We start from the raw sequence: 21,065 nt of genomic DNA on the forward strand, positions 1-21,065 counted from the left end.
TCTATTTGAGTTCTTGTACTAATGTAGGAACAATCACGCCATCCACATTCATTTCAGTCGTATAAATGCCGTTGGCCACATTGAACTTGTTCACATGATAGCTGGAACCATAGATCGAGTCGAAACCATCACCTTTGGTAAAGACTTTCTTGTTGGCGGCCAGATCAAGTAAATGCGTACCATCAATGAACTGCATATAGGTTTTCGCATCGACACCAACACGTTTGGCCATGATCTGTGCGGCATCTTCACGAGTCGCCGGGTCATTGATGTATTTGACGGTTTTATCCCAAACCTGAATCACCTTTTTCCATTGCTCTTTATTGGCTTCCAGATGGGCTGGATTCACGGTCAAGGTATCGTAAATTAATCCCGGCTTGTCTTTAGAGGTGAAAATAATCTTGGAACCGGCCACCGCGGATAAAGCCTGATTCGCCACTGGCTGCCATACCGCAATCGCATCAATATCGGGAGTGGCAAACACCTGTGGCAATTCATTGGTCATGGTATTGACCAGTTTAACTTCATTCAGTTTAACCTTGGCATCATCCAGTGCAGTGGACAGTAACAAGTGATCAACGAGGCCTTTTTCAGTCGCGATTGTTTTACCGCGCAGATCCTGAATCGAATTAATGCCATTCTTGGCAATAATCACGTCATTTCCAGCTGAATAATCAGTTGCCATAATCATCACACCCTTGGTACCGCCAGAACCAGTGACCAGATTATCACCATTGGTGACCAGTACGGCGTCCAGCTGATTCGCTGCGAATGCAGAGAGTGAAGCAGAATAGTCAAACCATTTAAAATCGGCATTAACTCCGGCATCTTCCAGCCAGCCTTTTTCAATCGCCACCTGCCAGGCCACAAATCCCGGCCAGTCACTATAACCAATCCGGATGGGCTGAGTAGTCACACCTCCTTCTGCCTTGGCATTTGGTTCAGGTACTTTAGCGGTATTGTCACAGCCACTAAAAAGGATTGCAGACAGTACGGAAACGGACATCAGTGCTTTTTTGATCATTTTGCGACTTCCCCTATGCATTCACATTTAAATTTGGTATTTGAAAGTTGTTTAGATTTCATAAATTCGCGCCAGCCACCGAAATGACTAATATCTGTTGCATCCTCAAGTGCATAGCCTTCACAGATAAAGCCTTTGACCCAAGTGCCATCAATCAGCTGGACATTGCCGATCCCCAAAGGTGCCGGAACTTCTGCAACAATGTCTCCGAACAGTGCACGCGGAATGTCCCAGACCTCTACTTCAATTGAAGAACCTTTCGCGTTGTATTGCAGGCCAGGTTTTGGCGGTGTCGTATTTTTTAAAGCATAGAGTTTGTAATGCGAAGCAGTCCGGGTCTGCTTGATCAGGGTGCCACTGCGTGTGGTCAGCTGAAAGTTCAGCGGCATTCTACTTAGATGTGCACCGACGACAGCCAGTTTGACGCTGTGATCCGATGAGATTTCAGTTGTTTTTTCATAGCTAAGTTCAGAGGTGCCTAGCTTTAACTGGCTCGATTGCTGCCATTTTTGCCCGAATTTGGCCAGTGCTTCATCCATCCAGGCTGGCGCAATAAAGGTCACACCCGTTGGAAGACCATCAGCACGAATGCTATTTGGTAATGCCAAAGCCGACAGGTCGGCAAAATTGACAAAATTGGTATAAGCGCCCATGTGGCTGTTTTTTACCAGAGGATCGGCTTCTACTTCTGCAATGCGATAAATGGTGGGTGCAGTAGGCACCATCAAGGCATCATAATCTGCCAGTGTATTTTGAATAACACGGCTCAGGTGGGCACGTTCATATTCATCCTGCATGACATCGACCGCATTGAACCGGTCTGCCTGCGCAATAATCTGGCCAATGACCGGATGGGTCTGCTCGCGTTGCACCATTTTTTCCACGGCACTGGTACGTTCAGCCACCCAAGAGCGGTTATACAAGGCCGCTGCCAGTTGTTGAAATGGAGCAAAATCAATCGGCTCAACCGTATAACCCAAGCTTTGTACACGTGCGATCGCCAGCTGGAATGCTTTTTCAGTTTCAGCATCGCCATAAAATTCCAGTGTATCTGGAATGGCAATTTTCCCTTTTGAAAATTGGCTCGGTACATTTTGAGGATGTACTCGGGAATAATCATCGCTGGCATCATAGCCCTGCATGACTTGCGCTACCTGCCAGGCATTATCCACCGTTAATGCAAAAATCGAAATCACATCGATGGTGCGGCAAGCCGGAATCAGGCCGGTAGTCGAGAACCAGCCTTTGGTCGGTTTGAGTCCAACAATGTTATTATGCCCTGCCGGTACACGTCCTGAACCTGCAGTATCTGTACCCAGTGAAAATGGCACTAATCCATTGGCTACCACTACACTGGAACCTGAACTCGAACCACCACTGATATATTCAGGATTAAAGCTGTTCTTCACGGCGCCGTATGGGGAACGCACACCGACCAGACCCGTCGCAAACTGATCTAGATTGGTTTTACCCACGACAATCGCGCCGGCAGCTTTTAATTTGGCTACTGCTGTTGCATCGGAAGTCGCCAGATAAGCTGCCTCTTTACATGCTGCTGTGGTATAGAACCCTGCAACATCAATATTGTCCTTGACCGCAAATGGCACCCCATAAAGTGGCAAGCTTTCAGTATCTGCACCAGTTAATGCATCAATTTGTGCCTGTAATTGTGCTGCCGTCGCAATTGAAATCCAGGCATGATCGTCATTATTCAACCCGGCAACATACTCAATCAGGTCACTAAGCTGGATATTGTTATTCTGGTAGGCGTGTTGCCAGTCCTGTACAGTCCATAAGTTGTGCACAGCTGTTCTCCTTAAGTGTGTTCGGTATTTTGTGGAATAGGTGGCATGACGGCATCCATCAGTTCGAGATGGCCTTTAATCACGCCTTTCAGTGCAATAAATTGTTCGCTAATTTCTTTCAGATCACTGCTCGCGCCCTGCATCAGCATGACTTGCAGGATTTTTTCATCATCCAGCTGGATATGAAGTGAGTTGATCACTTGCGCCAAATACTGCTGCTGCAGATCGACCAGCTGACTGCGCAGCGGTTTCAGGCTAACGTCATAGAGCAAGGTAAGCGTACCAACCATAACTTCATCTCGGATCACCAGATCATCAATCAGGTGGCGGTTAATCATGTCGACAATGGCCTGTGAACGGCTTTCATAGTGCTGCTCGACAATTTTTTGATCCATCGCATGTAGCGTGGTTTCTGGCACGGTAATACTGATCCGTGCCAATTTTTGTTTAGGCACGATGTTGATCCTTGGGTTGGTATTGGGAAGACTGTTTAATGTGAAAGCCTGCGCGTACGCTGAGCAGCTCAACCAGAAAGTGAAGCCATGGATGCATTTTTTTATTTGATGTCGGATTGTTCATGTGCATCTCCTGTGGATATTACAAAACCAGAATTTCGTATTACTTAGGAAAATGCAGAAAGCGTGCCAGTTTGTGCTTATTGGAAGGTGATAAATAAAATTGGGTAAAAAGGCGAAAAAAAGCCCCATAATAGTGAGATGGGGCTTGTTCTAAAGCAAAAGTAAGTGGAGTTTTTCATCAGTTATTCCATTTTGATGCTCATGTCCTTGCTATTCTTTTTATACATGAATGGTTAACCGATGTTTGTAATGAGTGATCAAGTGTTTTGTTCTCCTCTATTTATAGTTGTATATAAATAAAAGCATAAAGCATGCCACAATATAAAAATAGAATAGATTTAAGCAGAATGCGTGGGAAATTAATTACATACGTAAAAAGAGGAAAAACAAGAATGATTTATTTTTTAATTATGCCTAAAAAATAGGCCATTTTGCACCATTGAGGTTCGTGTGTGCATCAAAGTGCGGCTGAAAGATATTTTAGCAATGGCAAGCACTTCCAGAAAAAATTTTCACATCTTTTTATAAATGGTATCTCTACGGTCTACGTCTAGCACTAATAACACAATTTTGGCATCAATCACTTGATAGGCCAAGCGATAGCCTGCCGATCTAAGTTTGACTTTATATAAGTCAACTGAGCCACTCAGTTTGTTTTTCGGGATTTTGGGATTGTCTAAAATCGTTTCGAGCTAATGAATATAATGATTCTAAGAATAAATCGTATTTTCAATCTAGTTCAGTAAATTTATTTGCAAGCTCATATAGTTTACTTTCAATTAATTTAGCTACACCTAAGTATAAAAGAATAATACTAAAACAAGATGATAAAATTAAGGCATCTAGATCACCCTTAAAATATTTATGCGATAAGAAAAGTATAATCATAGCAACCAAAGAGCATAAAAAATATGAAACCTTTGATGATTCGGATACAGTTAGTATAGGAGAATTTAGATTCTCATATTTTTTTATTTTTTTACCTGCTTCTAATTTTATGACTATCTTATTATCAATAAAAACCAAATAATCCCTGCAAATAAAATACAAAATAAAAGCCTCCTTAATATTACTTTTTCCAAAAACGTAATTTACAAAATCCTCATTTACATCCATAGTTTTTAAGGCTAAATCTTTATCTATTATTTTTAAATTAAAATTTTCCTCATCCAAGTTATAAAAACCACTTATTTTATGAGAAAATAAAAAAATCCAAAATTTATTATTATCAACTAAAATATAAATAAAAGAGGAGATCACTAAAAAATACAAAGATATTTTCATTGATTCAAGCGTAAACATAATTATCCAGCCTTATTAAACTTTAGTTTATTATCTTCTGATTTTTTATCTTCTATGTTATCTGATATCTTATTATGACTATTAATCACTGAAACTGCTTTTACCAATTCAACACTAGTCTTTAATTGCTCTTGCACAGCATCCCCCATCTTTTGATAGCCCGTAGAGTCTAATTCCTTACCAAAATATTTTAGAGCCAATTGCTCTTTAATTTCATTTGTTTTTTGTGGGTCAAGACTGGCAACATATTGTGGAAAAGCTAAGAGTTCTAAATGTGTTTGTTCTGCTTGATCAGCAAGCCGACGATAGTGCGATGCTAGTTTAAGATAATATGTAACTAAAATACCAAAAAAAATGAAAACCATGATCTTTAGTGTTAAAAATACTTGGAAATCGATTTTTTCAAAAATAAAAGATGCAATTAAAATTAATGATATAAATAAACTTAAATATAAAGTTTGAATAAACTTTTTTTCATTCGATCTTGCTCGAATATTGTTTTTTTTGTACGCATTTAAATATACATTCTCGGTTTTTATCTGCTGTATTTTTTCCCAACCTTCTTGAATTTCGCTAAAGTATTTACTAAATTTCAGTATGTAATCTTCTCTAATTTGCTCAGCTTCACTCATAAATTCAACAAAAGCATTTCTCATACCAATTTTTTGTTCTGCTATTTCTTGAGTCAGTATACTATTTTCATTTTGATGGGAATTTAAAATTTCATCTAATTTCTTCTTATTTAAAGATAAATGTTGATCATTTTTTATATTAAATTCTTTTAATGTGTTATCTAAATTTTTAGATAATTCATTTAATTTATTATAATTTAACTCTGTTAGCTCATTTATTTTATTTTTAAAAACAAACAACTCATTTTCATATCTTTTCTCTATTGTTTTTTTAATATCTTCGATTTCAATAAAAACTTTCTTATTATTACTTTGGATTCCAAGTGTAGATCGATAGTAAGAATTAAAACTTTTTCTAAGATATTTAACTTTTCTAAGAATATTATTTGATAAAGTAACTTTCTCAATCTCATCTAAAACTTTAAAATTTTTATAATCCCTTTCAATATAATTAATCTTTTCACTTAAATCATGACAATAACCTATAGATTTATCTATATCAAAATCAACTATTTCATTTCTTTTTTTATTAAAAAATATTTCAATTTCATTAATAATTTTATGAATATCCTTTATAAAAAGAATAAATTCTTTATTTAGATTATTATAATTTTCAAATAACAATGAATTTTCACTATTTATATAATTATTAGATTCTAATAAATGAATAAATCTATTGATTTGATTTTCAATATTTAAAAGCTGTTCAATCACAATGGTGGCACATATTTTTCTTAATTTTTACATTTTCTCACATAGTTTATACATAAGTCACTACTAAAAAACAAAAAACCGTCCTCACGGACGGTCTTTTTTATTCATTTTGCATCAAGCCACTGGCGCCAAAGTAAACAACAACCTGCCCCGTTCTGACCGTTTGCCCTTTTTCAATGGTAATCACATACGCTCAGGTACGAGAGGTTATACATTAAACCCAATATGCTTACCTGTTGGTAGTTCTACATCTATACGTAACTTTCCACCCATCGCTTCAACATATTTTTTCATAGTTGAAATTTTTAAATCATTACCACGATTTTCAATTGCAGATAAAGATGGTTGTTTAATGCCTAGAGTTTCAGCCAGTTCTTTTTGGGAAATCTCAAGCTCTTCACGAATCATATGTAAATGTTGCTCAAGCAATAGCTCTTCTGCCATTTTTTGAATACGTGCTTGGCTCTCGGTTGAACGACTTGCCAAAAGTTCTTGTAATGTTTTAGCCATATCAAGAATCTCCTAAACTCTTTAAATGCAAAGTATATTGCTCATCGGCAATCGTGAGTATTTCTGTATAGAAACGCTTTTTACCGCTTTTATCACCAATACATAAAACAATCGCTTGTCGAAGTGGATCAAAAGCAAAGAATGCCCGAATCGGTTTACCACGGTGTTGCACACGTAGCTCTTTCATATTGGTATATTTAGAATCATATACCGTATCCACTAAGGGCCTACCTAAACTTGGGCCTTGTGATTGCAACACAACCAAAGCAGCTAACACTTTTTCTTGTGTCGATTCATCTTGCTGTTCAAGCCATTGGTTAAATACATCGGTGGTAATAACCGTCCACATATCCCAAACTTTTCATATAGACTATAAGCTATATCATAATAGACTGTAATCTATATTGCAAATGAAAAACCGCCCTTAGGGACGGTCTTTTTGCTTTAAATTTCCCCTAACCCGGAGCTATATATAGCGCAAGAATAAAGAGGGGAAATTCCCTCCTTTGCAAAAGGAGGGTTAGGGAGGATTCTTTAAGCCACTGGCGCTAATGTAAACAACACCTGCCCCGTTTTCACCGTCTGCCCTTTTTCAATGGTAATCGCATCGACACGCATACGCTCAGGCGCAATAATTGGAATCTCAATCTTCATCGCTTCAATCACCGCAAGTGTTGCACCTTCTTCCACAATATCCCCCGACTGACATTCAATTTTCCAAATTGAACCCGGCATATGTGATTCCACCGCACAACCACCTTCAGGCACTTCAACACCTTCGCCATCATCCACAGCATCTAGACTTTCAGAGACATATTCCGCAAGACCTGCTTCATGCCAGCGACGGCGCTCTGCATCAAAGTTGGCTTGTTGCACCGCTTTAAATGCCGAAATAGATTCTTGGTTTTCAGTTAAGAAGTCGTTGTATTCTTTGAGGTTCAATACACCTTCTTCAATACGTAGTTTTAAACGACCTGCTTTAAAGTCCTCACGCATTTGCATGAGTTCCGCTTCAGACACTTCATAAAACTTAATTTGGTCAAAGAAGCGCAGTAACCACGGCATACCTTGTTCAAAGTCAGGGTTTTTACGGTAGCGTGACCACATTTGCGAAGTACGACCGACAAACTGATAACCCCCTGGACCCTCCATCCCGTAGACACACATATACGCACCGCCAATACCCACGGCATTCTCAGGCGTCCAAGTGCGTGCAGGATTATATTTTGTGGTGACCAAACGCTGACGCGGATCAAGTGGCGTTGCCACAGGCGCACCCAAGTACACATCGCCCAAGCCCATGACCAGATAACTTGCGTTATACACTACATCTTTCACAGCTTGTTTGTCTTTTAAGCCGTTAATACGACGGATAAATTCGATATTGTCCGGACACCACGGCGCATCTGGACGTACGGTTTGCATATAGCGTTCAGTAGCCAATTGCGTTTGTGAATCTTCCCAAGCCAGTGGTAAATACACGGTACGTGATGGCACTTGCATCTCGGTGACATCAGGCAGTTGCTCTTCAGCGACTTGAAGCATACGCAGTAAATCAATCTGATCGAGCTGGGTCGAATCAAAGTGAATTTGCAGTGAACGAATGCCCGGTGTCAGGTCAATAATGCCTTGAATATTTTGATCTTTCACCCATTGCATCAGCGCATGAATACGGAAACGTAGGTTTAAATCTAAAACTAACTCGCCATATTCCACCAACATATAGTTGTTACCGGCAGGACGATACACCACATCAGGCGTACCATTTTGACCTTTTAAGGTATCTAAAATGGCAGATTTCAGCGTACTGATTTCAGGATAAAATGCTTCATCAAAAGTCACCGCTTGCGTATCTTGGGCAGTTAATTGTGCATGATATTTTTCGTTCAGCAATTTCGCTTGATGATAGCTGAGAGGTACAAATTTGACTTTATCGCCGGCTTTGAGCTGACCGAGTTTCCAAAGCTCAGAATTGATCACCACCGCAGGACACACGAAACCACCGAGGCTTGGGCCATCTGGACCTAAGATAATTGGCATATCCCCAGTAAAGTCGATGGCACCAATCGCATAAGCATTGTCGTGAATATTGGATGGATGCAGACCCGCTTCGCCACCGTCCTGACGAGCCCATTCTGGTTTTGGACCAATCAAACGAATTCCGGTACGGCTAGAGTTGAAGTGAATTTCAAACTCGTTGGCAAAGAAGGTATCAATGTCGTTTTTGGTAAAGAAATCAGGCGCACCATGTGGACCGTACATCACCGCAATTTCCCAAGAATTGGAAAATGTTGGGATTTGATCTTCTATTAAGGCTTTCACGTCATCAGATGTAAATGCCGTGATTGGAAGCATATCGCCAATCAGTAAATTACGCCCCGCATGACCGCCAAACTGACCCAAGGTAAAAGTCGCTTGTGAGCCTAAATATTCAGGCACATTCAGACCACCTTTAATCCCGATATAAGTACGGCAACCTGTGGCGATCTTGCCACATTTCAGCGTCTGACCTTTACGCACATTCACAGTTTGCCACATTGGGACAGCAACACCATCCAACGTCGATGGCATATCGCCACCTGCCAAGACAATTTGGCTATCGCAATGGAATTTTAAACTTGGTCCTTGGAGTGTACATTCTAGCCCTGCGGTATTCGGTGCATTGCCCAACAATTGGTTTGCGACATTCAAAGACAGCGGATCAATCGCACCTGATGGCGGAACACCAACATCCCAGTAACCTAAACGTCCTGTCACATCTTGCACGGCGGTTTGAATGCCCGCTTGTAGCACTTCAATTTTTTGAGTTTTCCACTCAAAGGTATTTAAAAAACGTGTGGTTTGCGTACCGGCTTTAAAGACATTGCAGTCGATAATGTTTTGTAGATATTCAAGGTTGGTTTCAATGCCCGCCACTTGGGTTTTAGCGAGCGTAACTGTCATGGCTTGAATTGCAGAATCACGATCATCCGCAGTCACAATAATTTTGGCAATCATTGGATCATAAAAAGATGAGACGTTTGAACCTGTTTCTACCCAAGTTTCATTACGCGCGTTGGCATCGAACTCAACATGCGTCAAAAGTCCTGCACTTGGTTGGAAGTTTTTGATTGGATCTTCGGCATAAAGACGCACTTGAATCGAATGACCTTGAGACTCAAGTGTTGATGTAGGTGCAACCCAATCGCGACTGCCTAAAGTCACCATCCATTCCACAAGATCGACACCAAAGACTTGTTCAGTAACGCCATGTTCCACTTGTAGACGGGTATTCACTTCCAAAAAGTAGAATTCTTGGGTGTCGGTATCCATCACAAATTCAACTGTACCTGCCGAGCGGTAATTCACCGATTGCATCAATTGAATCGCGACATTTTGAATATAGGCACGTTGTTCATCTGTAATGTGTGGCGCAGGTGTTTCCTCAATCACTTTTTGGTTACGACGTTGCACCGAACAATCACGCTCGCCCAGTGCTAGAACTAAACCGTTGCCATCACCAAAGATTTGCACTTCGATATGACGAGCATTTTGTACGAATTTTTCTAAGTAAAGGCCTGCATCTTTAAAGTTGGCTTGCGCTAAATAAGACACGGTTGCATAAGCTTCTTTCAGCTCCTCCGCATTCCACACCAAACGCATGCCAATACCACCACCACCTGCGGTACTTTTCAGCATCACAGGATAGCCAATACGCTCAGCCTCAAGCAGGGCTTCAGCTTCATCAGCCAATAATTGGCTACCTGGCAATAACGGTACATTGGCTTGAATCGCCAATTCACGTGCAGTATGTTTCAGACCAAATGCTTTCATTTGCTCGGCATTTGGGCCCAAGAACACAATGCCTTGTGCTTCACAGAGATTACAGAATTCGGCATTTTCAGACAGGAATCCATAGCCCGGATGAATCGCTTGCGCACCGGTATGTTTGGCCACTTCTAAGATTTTATCGACATTCAGATAGCTTTGGCTTGCAGGTGCATCACCAATAAAGACCGCTTCATCAGCTAAAGTCACATGCAAGGAATCACGATCTGCTTCCGAATACACCGCAACCGATTGGATGCCTAATTTTTTAAGGGTACGGATGACACGACAAGCAATTGCACCACGGTTGGCGATGAGAACTTTATTAAACCCATATTTTAAAGTCATAGTCTTATACCTCGCCTTCACGGACAATCAGTTGAATTTTTGTTGGGTTATAGGCATTACATGGGTTATTTAGTTGTGGGCAGTTTGAGATCAACACAATCAAATCCATCTCGGCTTTCACTTCGACATATTTACCTGGTGCAGAAATACCATCATCAAATTTTAAGTGACCCTCTGAAGTGACGGGAACATTCATAAAGAAGTTAATGTTTGGTCCAATGTGGCGCACGTTTAAACCATGCTTTTTGGCAATGGGATGTTGTGACAACGCAATCATGAAATTGTTACGGCAACTGTGCATTGGGTATTTGTCATGGGCATAACGGACCGTATTACTTTCACATGAACATGCACCGCCTAAAGTGTCATGGCGACCGCAATTGTCATCATTAATGGTGGCGATTTTATTGCCAAAGTTAGTATATAAAGTTGTGCCTTTTTCGAGATAAATTTGACGGTTCATCGCCAAAGTATCGGTTGCGCTATAACGCTCTTCAGGGTTATGTGCGGAAATAAATAAAGTATCAACCGCCTGGTTGCCTTCAAGGTCGACAATACGGAAGTACTGGCCTTTTTTGACTTCGCACATCCACGCTTCGCCGGCAGGACATACTTCGCTCAGTACTGATTTTTCATGATTTTGTGTTGGGTTTACGAGTGCAGTCATGATCATTCCCCTTAAGCAGTTAAAGCGTAGTAGCGGTTATTATTTTGGAATGCACGCTGATTTTGCGGGCATGAATCACGGCAGACATCGGTGTCGCCTAAAGGCAAAGCCTTAAATAAAGATAATTGAATATCGGCAGGTGCATATTCAGTCGAATTGTCTAAAGCATGTGGCGCACTCGATAAAAACACCAAGCAGTCCATTTCAAAACGCAATTCAATTACTTGATCAGTATTGTCAGATGCAACATACGATAAGTTGCCGTTGTCATCCGGTTGTACTTTTGAGAAGAGGTTTAAGCTATTGCTAAGATCAGTTGCAGATAAACAAAACTTGGTCATCTCTAAAAGTAGGCTGTCTTTACCATTGCGGTACATGTCATTACGCGCATCTTGGAAAGTTTGAGTGCCAAACTGTTGTTCGATTTGCTGTGCTGTACTTGGCGCACAAAAGGCATCATTCCAACCATGATCATCTTTCACAATGGATACCATCGCGCGCCCTAAATCCGACGCTAAAATGTGCCCTGTACTTAAAAATGCGCTGTGTTGACCTTTTAAGCTGTCTGGCATGTTATAGGCTTCAAGCTTGTCTTCGCTATTCACACAAAACAGTGAAACATTGGCATTTGCGCCTAAAGATTTGAGTTGTAAAACTGCGCCACGCTGAATGCGTGCTGAACAGTGGTGTCCACCCGGTAAACGTTCAGTCCACAGGACTTGATCTTCGTGATAAATTATTGTGCTCATTGCATCCATCCCAATCTTGTACGGTTTACCTCCCGGGCTTTTATCCCTCCGTGTAGCTCGAGCTTGAAACTTAAGCCGTGAACTCTCGGTCTCAGACGCAGTCTTTAAAAAAATAACTGCCGGAACCCTAGATCACTTTATGATGCTTAAATAAATGCAAAGGACGTGCCAAACTGGTAATACTATTTTTTATATTCGTAATACTTTTTTTTGAGCTAGAAATGATCACTTCAGGTGCAAGGCTCTGAAAAAGGCATCAAGATGTACCAAAATAAAAAAATCCCGGCTTGAACCGGGAGTTTAAAATCTAGAGATGAAGATTAAATCAAGCCTTCTATGCTGCAAGCTTATTTACTTAAAATCTCATGCAGCATATTACGTAGCCATTGATGGCTGGTTTTATGATGACAAGACATATGCCAGTACTGCTTCACAGAATAGGTCGGGAACGCAATTGGTGCATTAAAAATCTTGAGATTGCCACGCGATAGTAATACTTCGCTCAAATAATAAGGTACAGTCGCAATTGCATCGGTTTCTTGTACTACCAGTCCGACTCCCAGATAACTTGGCAGACGCATTAGAATGTCACGCTTAAGTTCCAGATTCAGCAATTCATTTTCAATATGGTAATGCCCCATCCCGGCATCAATATCGATATGGGTTTCATGTAAATACTCTTCGGTCGTGATGCTGTCATCCGTGAGCCGCGGATGGTCTTTCGCCGCGATCACCACATAATATTGTTCAAACAGTTTCTGCTGATAAAAGCCATTCTCCAGATTTGGCAAGAAGCCCAAAGCCAGATCAATCTCACCATTGGCCATTTGATAACTGGTTTCCGATGTAATCGGACGCACATTCAGACGGATATGGGATGCATGCTGCTTCAGATACTGGGAAATTTTTGGCAATAACACCAGATGCGATACATCGGTCATCGCCAGTGTAAAGCGCTGCTGTGAAGTGACCTGATCAAAATTGATCGTAAAATTATTGATTGCTTCAACTTTGCTCAGTGCTTCGCTGACCAAGGGAAAGAGCTGTTTGGACAGATCCGTAGGTAGCATCTCATTGCCAATACGTAAAAATAAAGGATCACCATAATGCTGGCGAATTTTATTCAGCAGATTGCTCACCGCTGGCTGGCTCATATCTAAATGATCGGCTGCCTGAGATACGTTTTTAAATTTATAGACATAATAAAAAATACTGAGCAATTTACAGTCAAGTTCAAACACAGAAATACATTTCCTTTAACTTTCTCATCATTCGGACAGGTCTTTCATCCGCATAAGTCTATTGAGGGTCAGATTAAAATATAACACTTCGCAACTATTTTCAGGATTAAACTCGCTGTAATTTTCCGTAAATAAATACTTTTAACAGTTGAATAAATCCATTAAAAAGTCCCTTAGCGTAAAATTTCCAGCCCGGTTTGCTCAGGTCAGTTAAACATTTAAATCGTATGCGATATACTCAGCCCCACCGAATAAATGGTAAAAATACAGAGAAATCTTATATGTTTCAGGGTAAAAAGCTGGTCTGTTTTGATCTGGATGGTACGTTAATTGATTCCGTAGGCATTTGGAATCAGGTCGATGCAGCCCTGATTGATGAGCTATCCAACAGAAAAGTCGATTTACATGAGATTCAGCAACAACGCGATCTTCAACTTACCGCTTTGAAACATAGGTCAGATCCTTATTTGGAATATTGTGAATTTTTAAAAGAACAATACGGTTTTGAACCAGCTAAAGAAGAAGTAAAAAATCGTCGTTATACAATTTCCCGACATTTTCTGGATCATATCGTCGAATTGAAACCTCAGGCAGACCTTCTGATTCAAGCTTTAAAACAGCAACAGATATCACTGGCTTTGACCACCACCACCAGTTTATTCAATGTACAGCGCTATCAGGATAACAATCGAAATATTAATTCTAAAATCAGCTTTGATGAGGACTTTTCCTTGATTCTCACCCGTGAAAATGTCCAGAACATTAAACCTCATCCCGAAGTTTATCTGAATGTTTTGCAAGCCTTTAACCTTCGACCTGAGGAATGTCTAATTATTGAAGACTCTCTAGTCGGTGTAGAAGCAGCCAATCATGCGGGCATCGAGGTAGTGGCAATGTATGACCAGCACTCCGCTCATGAAATAGATTTGATCAAAGCCAAAGCAAATTATTATGTCGAAAATTTTGCTGAATTATTAAGTTCATTCAATAACAACATCCACTAAAAAAGATGCCATGAAGCATCCTTGTTCATGACATCTTGAATACTATTTGTGGCTTAAAAATCTTGCTGACTATTTGGCTTTTTTATAGATTGAGCCTGAACCAACCAGATTTCCGGTTTTCTCATCGATTGCAAAATCGACCATACCTGCACCTGCGTTCAACTGAAGCATGCCATTTTCGTTCACTGCAGCGGGCATTGGATTCTTTTTCTCGGTTTTACCGGTTTCCTTATCTTTGATCGTATTGGTAATCAGATAATTTTCACCATTTTTTGAAATAACCAGAATATTTTCAAGTTTTGGATTTTCCACGGTGTTTTTCCAGTTGCCCTGATAATCTGGTGCGGGTGCTTCAGTGGTGTTACAAGCAGTTAAAAGTACTAATAATGGAATTGCTGAAAAATATTTAAGATGTTTCAAAACTGAGACCTTAAGTGTAACGACGCGGCCATTATAGAGAGAAGCCCTTAGGGCTGAAGCAGGTTGTTGTAGGCAAAGCGTTTCAGCAGTACTGGATCTGTTTTGCTTTCGTCATTTTTTGAAATCTGTATCCATATTTTATTCATAAACAGGAGGATTTTAATGATATTGAATCTGATAAAGGTCAAAAAAAAATTCCTCAATAGACCATCCAAATCTATTGAGGAGTACCAAAACGGTAAAATAAGTAAAGCTTAAAAATTATGACAATAGTTTCGCTTTAAAGTAGTTGAATACAGATTTGGCAGCATGGGTTTTTTCAACCACCTGCTCAGTCCAGTGATTCGGTAGAGAACATTTAGCGAGACCTACCCAAACGGTAGAAAACTGCTTGATGAAACTCGCTTCGTTATAATGAATGCCATATTCTTCACAGAGCGCTTTAACTTTTGGCGCAACCTGCGCATAGCGATTGGCCGGCATATCCGGAAACAGGTGATGCTCAATTTGATGGCTCAAATTACCACTCAAAATATGCAGCCAGGTCGTCCCGCTAAAATTGCTCGAACCACGAATCTGGCGCAGATACCACTCGGCACGGGTTTCATCGTCGGTATTATCCATTTCAAAGGTTTCAGCATCTTCAGTGAAATGACCGTTAAAAATGACGGCAGAAGCCCATAGACTGCGAATCACATTGGCCACCGCATTTCCGGTAAATACCGGAATGGCATTTGGCCCGGCAATGATCGGGAAAAATACATAATCTTTTAACACCTGACGGCGCATTTTTTGGCGCAAAGGTGCTGCTTCTTCCCAAACTTCTTTCCAGGTCTTGGTTTTATAAGCAATCACGTCTTCCAAATGCAGGCGTTGCAGGCCAACATACCATTCGAAAAACACCATTAACTGAATGCCCAATGGAATATTGAACAGAAAGCGTGGTTCCCATTTTTGCGATTCACTAACTCGAATTAGCCCATAACCCACATCATGATCCATCCCCACAATATTGGTATAAGTATGATGAATATAGTTGTGCGTGTATTTCCAGTCATCGCCAGTTGAAATCGTATCCCAGTCATACGTCACACCGTTCAGACTCGGATCGTTCATCCAGTCGAACTGGCCATGCATGACATTGTGACCGAGTTCCATATTTTCCACGATTTTGGAAAGACCGAGCAGACCTGTCCCCGCCAGCCATACCGGTGGCAACCAGCCGGCAAACATCAGCATGCCACGTGAGGCAATTTCGCTATAGCGGACAAAGTTGCGGATTTTATAAATATATTCGGCGTCTTTTTCCCCCAGATCATCCATGACCTCGCGGCGGATTGCATCGACTTTGGCACCGAATTCCTCAATCTGTTCCGGACTGAGAAATTGGCTTTTGCTATGTCGTTTAAAATCAATTTGCATATTCATGGGAGCACCTTCTTATAGTTTAATTAATGGCTTATCAATGGTTTATAAATTAATCACCACAGGACTCACTGCCTGAGAAATGCACAGTTTGATCTGGGTATTATTGCCATGATCAATTTCACCGGTCAGGACATTCCGTACCGAACCACTGACCTTGGTACAGGAACAGGTGTTGCAGATGCCCATCCGGCAGCCATGCGCTGGTCGCAAGCCCGACTTTTCGGCACTTTCCAGTAAGTTGGACTGCGCCTGAAACTCTTGCTGCGATCTTAAAAACTGTACCGGCTGTGCTTTAATTTTTTCATCGACCACAATCTGGAAATATTCCGAATGAAAATTGGATTTCAATTCTAGTTTATCGACGATTTTCAGTGCAGCCTTCATCATCCCGGCTGAGCCACAGGCGTAAATTTTTCGTTCTGCAAAGTCTGGCACCAGCTTTTGCAATAAGCTCTGCGTCAGATGCTGCTGGTGTTCCACGGTATTGAAATGGTGATATTTCAAGTTTGGATGCATGAGAGCCAAGGTTTTCAGTTCAGCATGAAAGGCATCATCTCGAGTGAAATAAATCAGGTCGATCTGTTCCAGAGACTGGATCACTGCTTTTTGCAGCAAGGAATAAATGGCCGTAATCCCACTGCCTGAAGCCAGGAATAAAATCGGCTGCGTGGATTTTTGCAATGTGAACTCGCCTTGCGGCTGTGATATTTCGATCACGGCACCAATTTGCATCAGGCTTAAGGCACGTGACACTTTGCCCTGCTGTTTAACCGCAATGATCAGATCACCATTTTTCAATACCGTCACCACAGAATAATGTCGCTGATGACGTACGCCATCCAGTCCGACAGTCACTGCAATATTCTGGCCGGCCTGAAATGACTTGGCTTTAAAATTATGATTTGGACGTAAGTGAATCTTGAAAAAGTCAGGGCTGATGGCTTGAATGCCCATAACGGCAGCCTTAACTTTTTTGATTGCCCAAGTTGGATGGATTTTTTCACCAATAAAATCAATGAAATCTTCTCGGATCCAATGCGGCTGATAGGTTGGCATGCTTGTCATTTTTATCCCCTTATCCGCAGACAGTTTCATTAATGTACAACTGTCTAATTATTATATTGCTCAGGATAAAGAATTCTCATATTGAGACCATGTCAATACAGGTCAAATTATGTGCCTAAGCCATATAATATGAATTTTTGTCGGACAATATCGTCTAAAAGTAGCAATCAAGGCGATATGGATTGAGAAAAAGCATTTTTAAACTGACAACGCTGCTTAGCCTATACATAAAAAAACTGACCTCTATTCGAGATCAGTTTTTTGACTTCATGTTGGGATTTTTAGATTAAATGACGCTTTAACCTGCTGCCTGCTCCAAAAGAATAGTCCCATATAATTCACGCAGATCTTTTTTCAGCATTTTACCAGTACCACTGAGTGGAATCGCATCAACAAATACGACTCGGTCTGGAATCTGCCATTTGGCTACCTTGTCCGCATAATAATCCAGCAGATCAGTTTCACTTAGCTGGCTGTCCGGCTTTTTAATGGCAATCAATACCGGGCGCTCATCCCATTTAGGATGCTGGGCGGCAATCACGGCAGCCATCGCAATTTCCGGATGTCCCATGGCAATATTTTCCAGCTCCACCGATGAAATCCATTCTCCGCCAGACTTGATTAGATCTTTAGAACGATCACTGAGTTTCATAAAGCCATCCTGATCCAGCGTAGCAATATCGCCGGTATCAAACCAGCCATCATCAGTCAGTGCAGACTCTTCCTTGCCGAAATAATGGCTGATGACCCAATGCCCTTTGACCTGTAAATTTCCTGTGGTCTGTCCATCACGTTCAATTTCATGCATCCCTTTTTCTGCATCAGTCAAACGTAGGTCAACCCCGAATGGTGGACGACCTTGGGATAGACGAATCTGTAATTTTTCTTCATCAGACAGATGCAAATGTTTGGTCTTGAGTTGATTCGCTGTACCCAGTGGGCTGATTTCCGTCATGCCCCAGGCATGGATCGTTTCACAATTAAACTGTTCTTTGAAAGCTCTTAGCATCGCCGGTGGGCATGCCGATCCACCCACTACATTTCGTTTTAGGCTTTCCAGTTTGGAGCCTGACTGGTTTGCGGCGGCAATCAAACCTTGCCAGATGGTCGGTACGCCAAGTGCTACCGAAACCTGATAAGTATCAATCAGGTTGACCAGACTGGCGCCATCCAGACCCGGTCCAGGAAGAACCAAGGTGCATCCGACCATCGCAGCAGCATACGGTGTGCCCCACGCATTTACATGGAACATAGGCACCACAGGCAACATAATATCGGCAGCCGAGACATTTAAGGAGTCAGGTAAAATGATGGCATAGCTATGTAATACCGTAGAGCGATGGCTAAACAGCACACCTTTGGGATTGCCCGTGGTTCCCGAGGTATAACACAGAGAGCTTGCTGAGTTTTCATCAATTATTGGCCACTCAAAATCTGCATTTTGGCCGGCAATCAGATCATCGTAAAACTGAACTTCTGGAATCGCTTCTCTAACTGCCGGATCAGCCGCATCCAGACAGATAAAATGCTCGACCGAGGTCAACAGCGCTTTCACGGCTTTAATTAAAGGGACAAATGTTTTATCAAACAGCACCACGCGATCCGCAGCATCATTGATAATAAAAATGAGCTGTTCCGGAAATAAGCGCGGGTTAATCGTATGACAGACCAGGCCGCTGCCAGAAATGGCATACCAGGACTCTAAATGGCGATGATTATTCCAGGCAATAGTCGCGACCCGATCTCCCTGCGCCAAGCCGAGTTGTTGTAATGCATTGGCAAAACGTTTCGAGTTTTGATGAATTTCTCCCCAATTGGTCACTGTAATAGTGGTATCGGTATTTTTGGAAATTACCTCGGTATCGGCATGATAGCGTCCTGCATGTTCAATCATGCTGCTGATCAGTAAAGGCTGAAACATCATATTTCCGAGCATTCTCCACTCCTTTGTGCTTGTTATTGGTCCGTATTTGCGTATCGTTGTTATAGTTGCATGATGGCTCGATCTGAAACCGTAACTTACTTTTTATCATCATGTGGATCGAATTTAGCAAGGAAATCTAACTTTGTAAGTATCGAATTGTGACAAATTAAGCCAAGTGACTGAGGCGTATAAAAATGGGAATACAATTTATGTAGAGATAAAATTTACACAGAAAATTTGAGACCTGATTTTCACTTTAATTGTCGTGTATCAAGACTCAAGCTTAAAAATAGAATGACAATAAGCCTAGTCCTCCCTTTTGTTATATTAAGCATCTTAAAATATGCTATAAATCAAAATAATTAGAACAGTTATAGTTCAAGAAAGTGTATGTATAAGTCTGAAAAACTGGCACAGAATATCCGTCAGATGATTGAAAATGGCGTATGGAAGGCACATGAAAAATTGCCTTCACTTCGCGAACAGACCCAATTATCTGGTTATAGCCTGATGACGGTACTCAATGCTTATCAGGAACTTGAAGCACAAGGTCTAGTCTATGCCAAAGACAAATCGGGCTATTACGTTGCAGAACACACTCAAGCACTGCTCAATAGCAAACAGTTCGTACAGATTGGTTTAAATCCTAAAATTCAAATCAACTCGGTGGTATTTAATTATTTAAAATCGACTCAGTCAGCCGAAATTGTGCCTTTTGGTTCTGCCTTTCCCAATGCAGAGCTGTTATATAACGCCAAATTTATGCAGATTCTGGCGCAGCAGGCCAAAAGAAAAAGCAGTTATAACAACCAGAATCATATGCCGCCCGGCAATCAGAACTTGCGGCAACTGATTGCTAACCGTTATCAATTACAAGGAGTTACCTGCAATCAAGATGACATTGTCATTACATCTGGTGCACTAGAAGCACTGAATCTGTCTTTACAGGCCTTAACTCAACCCGGTGATTTTATTCTGTTGCAGAAAACCATATTTTATGGCGCTTGGCAGGCAGCCGAGCGTTTGGGATTACAGGTGATTACGATTCCGGAACATCCACAGTTTGGCTTCGATCTCGAATCATTTGAACAGGCTTTAAAACAGTATCCGATCAAGGTGTGCTGGCTGATGCTGAATGTCCATAATCCGATTGGTTTTACCGTCAGTTCTGAAATCAAACAGAGAATTGCGGAACTCTTGTATGAATATCAGGTGTATTTAATCGAAGATGATGTTTATCAGGAATTAAATTATGGTTCATCCAAACCGCTACCCGTTAAATATTTTGATCAGCATCAGATGGTGCTGCACTGTTCTTCTTTTTCCAAAACTCTGGGGATGGGTGCACGCGTCGGCTGGGTGTATGCCGGCCCATTTTCCGATGCCATTCAGCACTTACAGCTCATGAGTACTTTAACGGTCAGTCCCTTACTTCAAAATGCGCTGGTCGAATTTATTTCACATCATTATTATGAAAAACATTTGCGGCATTTAAGGCAGCATCTGGGAAAATATAAAAAGAAATTTTATCAGGAACTTAAAGCACGTTTAGGCACCCTCTGTGAAATTTACTATTATTCCAGTGGTTATTTTCTCTGGATTGAGTTGCCTAAAGAAGTCGATGCCCAACAGCTCTATGAACAATTACTTCAACAGCATATTTCAATTGCCCCTGCACTGCTGTTTAAGCCTGAGCCTGCCAGCCAACATTATATTCGCCTGAATTGTTCGTTTGAATGGACAGCCAAGGTTGAAGATGCAGTCAATCTGCTGACAGAAACCATTCTTCAAAAGAGCAAAAGCGCGGATTAATTCATCCACGCTTCTGTTACAGCTCAGACTCTCTC

The 21,065-nt window shown here is 41.2% G+C and carries 18 protein-coding genes, 2 pseudogenes and 1 riboswitch; of the genes and pseudogenes, 2 read left to right on the top strand and 18 right to left on the bottom strand.

The features are described 5' to 3' along the window. Position 1 precedes the first annotated feature (1 nt). The 14 genes and pseudogenes from ACP7AK_RS02840 to ACP7AK_RS02905 all read right to left on the bottom strand — a co-directional run bounded on the left by ACP7AK_RS02840 (position 2) and on the right by ACP7AK_RS02905 (position 13,377). The gene (locus ACP7AK_RS02840; RefSeq protein ID WP_425878474.1) at positions 2-1,024 is read right to left on the bottom strand and encodes an ABC transporter substrate-binding protein; all 1,023 of its coding nucleotides are present in this window, start codon (positions 1,022-1,024) and stop codon (positions 2-4) included. Then, positions 1,021-2,829 (bottom strand): allophanate hydrolase, encoded by a 1,809-nt coding sequence (gene atzF / locus ACP7AK_RS02845; RefSeq protein WP_425878476.1) that lies wholly within the window; start codon positions 2,827-2,829, stop codon positions 1,021-1,023. The genes ACP7AK_RS02840 and atzF overlap by 4 nt, the downstream gene beginning before the upstream one ends. A gap of 11 nt (positions 2,830-2,840) precedes the next feature. After that, the gene (locus ACP7AK_RS02850; RefSeq protein ID WP_004280384.1) at positions 2,841-3,284 is read right to left on the bottom strand and encodes a CopG family ribbon-helix-helix protein; all 444 of its coding nucleotides are present in this window, start codon (positions 3,282-3,284) and stop codon (positions 2,841-2,843) included. Further along, positions 3,277-3,408, bottom strand: coding sequence for a hypothetical protein (locus ACP7AK_RS02855; RefSeq protein ID WP_004647016.1), 132 nt, complete (start codon positions 3,406-3,408; stop codon positions 3,277-3,279). Before ACP7AK_RS02855 ends, ACP7AK_RS02850 begins: the two co-directional genes overlap by 8 nt. Positions 3,409-3,919: 511 nt before the next feature. After that, positions 3,920-4,099 (bottom strand): annotated as a pseudogene (locus tag ACP7AK_RS02860) (type II toxin-antitoxin system RelE family toxin); the annotation flags it as partial. A 37-nt stretch (positions 4,100-4,136) separates the two neighbouring features. After that, positions 4,137-4,709, bottom strand: a complete 573-nt coding sequence (locus ACP7AK_RS02865) for a hypothetical protein (RefSeq protein ID WP_416705599.1) — start codon at positions 4,707-4,709, stop codon at positions 4,137-4,139. A 2-nt stretch (positions 4,710-4,711) separates the two neighbouring features. Then, positions 4,712-6,055 (bottom strand): hypothetical protein, encoded by a 1,344-nt coding sequence (locus tag ACP7AK_RS02870; protein WP_416705598.1) that lies wholly within the window; start codon positions 6,053-6,055, stop codon positions 4,712-4,714. A 114-nt stretch (positions 6,056-6,169) separates the two neighbouring features. After that, positions 6,170-6,239: pseudogene (locus tag ACP7AK_RS02875) on the bottom strand (hypothetical protein); the annotation flags it as partial. 23 nt (positions 6,240-6,262) lie between these two features. Then, complete coding sequence (locus ACP7AK_RS02880; protein ID WP_064096734.1) at positions 6,263-6,565, bottom strand: helix-turn-helix domain-containing protein; 303 nt, start codon at positions 6,563-6,565, stop codon at positions 6,263-6,265. Position 6,566: 1 nt separating this feature from the next. Continuing rightward, on the bottom strand, positions 6,567-6,914 hold the full coding sequence (locus ACP7AK_RS02885) for a type II toxin-antitoxin system RelE/ParE family toxin (RefSeq protein WP_416705597.1): 348 nt from the start codon (positions 6,912-6,914) through the stop codon (positions 6,567-6,569). 185 nt (positions 6,915-7,099) lie between these two features. After that, positions 7,100-10,720, bottom strand: coding sequence for an urea carboxylase (gene uca / locus ACP7AK_RS02890; RefSeq protein ID WP_425878480.1), 3,621 nt, complete (start codon positions 10,718-10,720; stop codon positions 7,100-7,102). Positions 10,721-10,724: 4 nt separating this feature from the next. Further along, the gene (locus ACP7AK_RS02895) at positions 10,725-11,387 is read right to left on the bottom strand and encodes an urea amidolyase associated protein UAAP2 (RefSeq protein WP_425878482.1); all 663 of its coding nucleotides are present in this window, start codon (positions 11,385-11,387) and stop codon (positions 10,725-10,727) included. Positions 11,388-11,398: 11 nt separating this feature from the next. Then, positions 11,399-12,136, bottom strand: a complete 738-nt coding sequence (locus tag ACP7AK_RS02900; protein WP_425878484.1) for an urea amidolyase associated protein UAAP1 — start codon at positions 12,134-12,136, stop codon at positions 11,399-11,401. Between the two features lie 27 nt (positions 12,137-12,163). Next, positions 12,164-12,278, bottom strand: a riboswitch (guanidine-I (ykkC/yxkD leader). Between the two features lie 205 nt (positions 12,279-12,483). Next, positions 12,484-13,377, bottom strand: coding sequence for a LysR family transcriptional regulator (locus ACP7AK_RS02905; protein WP_005100231.1), 894 nt, complete (start codon positions 13,375-13,377; stop codon positions 12,484-12,486). A gap of 281 nt (positions 13,378-13,658) precedes the next feature. Here ACP7AK_RS02905 and ACP7AK_RS02910 point away from each other — a divergent pair, with 281 nt between their 5' ends. Then, entirely contained in the window at positions 13,659-14,381 is a 723-nt protein-coding gene (locus ACP7AK_RS02910) for an HAD family hydrolase (protein WP_278357001.1), read from the top strand. 69 nt (positions 14,382-14,450) lie between these two features. On the opposite strand, the gene ACP7AK_RS02915 is transcribed toward ACP7AK_RS02910, so the two are convergent. The 4 genes from ACP7AK_RS02915 to ACP7AK_RS02930 form a co-directional block, all read right to left on the bottom strand. Continuing rightward, positions 14,451-14,801 (bottom strand): hypothetical protein, encoded by a 351-nt coding sequence (locus ACP7AK_RS02915; protein ID WP_004280391.1) that lies wholly within the window; start codon positions 14,799-14,801, stop codon positions 14,451-14,453. A gap of 261 nt (positions 14,802-15,062) precedes the next feature. Continuing rightward, positions 15,063-16,229, bottom strand: a complete 1,167-nt coding sequence (locus ACP7AK_RS02920) for a fatty acid desaturase family protein (RefSeq protein ID WP_247143741.1) — start codon at positions 16,227-16,229, stop codon at positions 15,063-15,065. Positions 16,230-16,271: 42 nt separating this feature from the next. After that, positions 16,272-17,294, bottom strand: a complete 1,023-nt coding sequence (locus ACP7AK_RS02925) for a flavin reductase family protein (RefSeq protein ID WP_425878487.1) — start codon at positions 17,292-17,294, stop codon at positions 16,272-16,274. Positions 17,295-17,592: 298 nt separating this feature from the next. Continuing rightward, entirely contained in the window at positions 17,593-19,230 is a 1,638-nt protein-coding gene (locus ACP7AK_RS02930; protein WP_425878489.1) for a long-chain-fatty-acid--CoA ligase, read from the bottom strand. Positions 19,231-19,608: 378 nt separating this feature from the next. Between ACP7AK_RS02930 and ACP7AK_RS02935 the strand changes: the two genes are divergently transcribed. Further along, on the top strand, positions 19,609-21,030 hold the full coding sequence (locus ACP7AK_RS02935) for a PLP-dependent aminotransferase family protein (protein WP_425878491.1): 1,422 nt from the start codon (positions 19,609-19,611) through the stop codon (positions 21,028-21,030). Positions 21,031-21,065 lie beyond the last annotated feature (35 nt).

Source organism: Acinetobacter sp. TWP2-2-3 (assembly GCF_049896445.1).
Lineage (GTDB): Bacteria > Pseudomonadota > Gammaproteobacteria > Pseudomonadales > Moraxellaceae > Acinetobacter.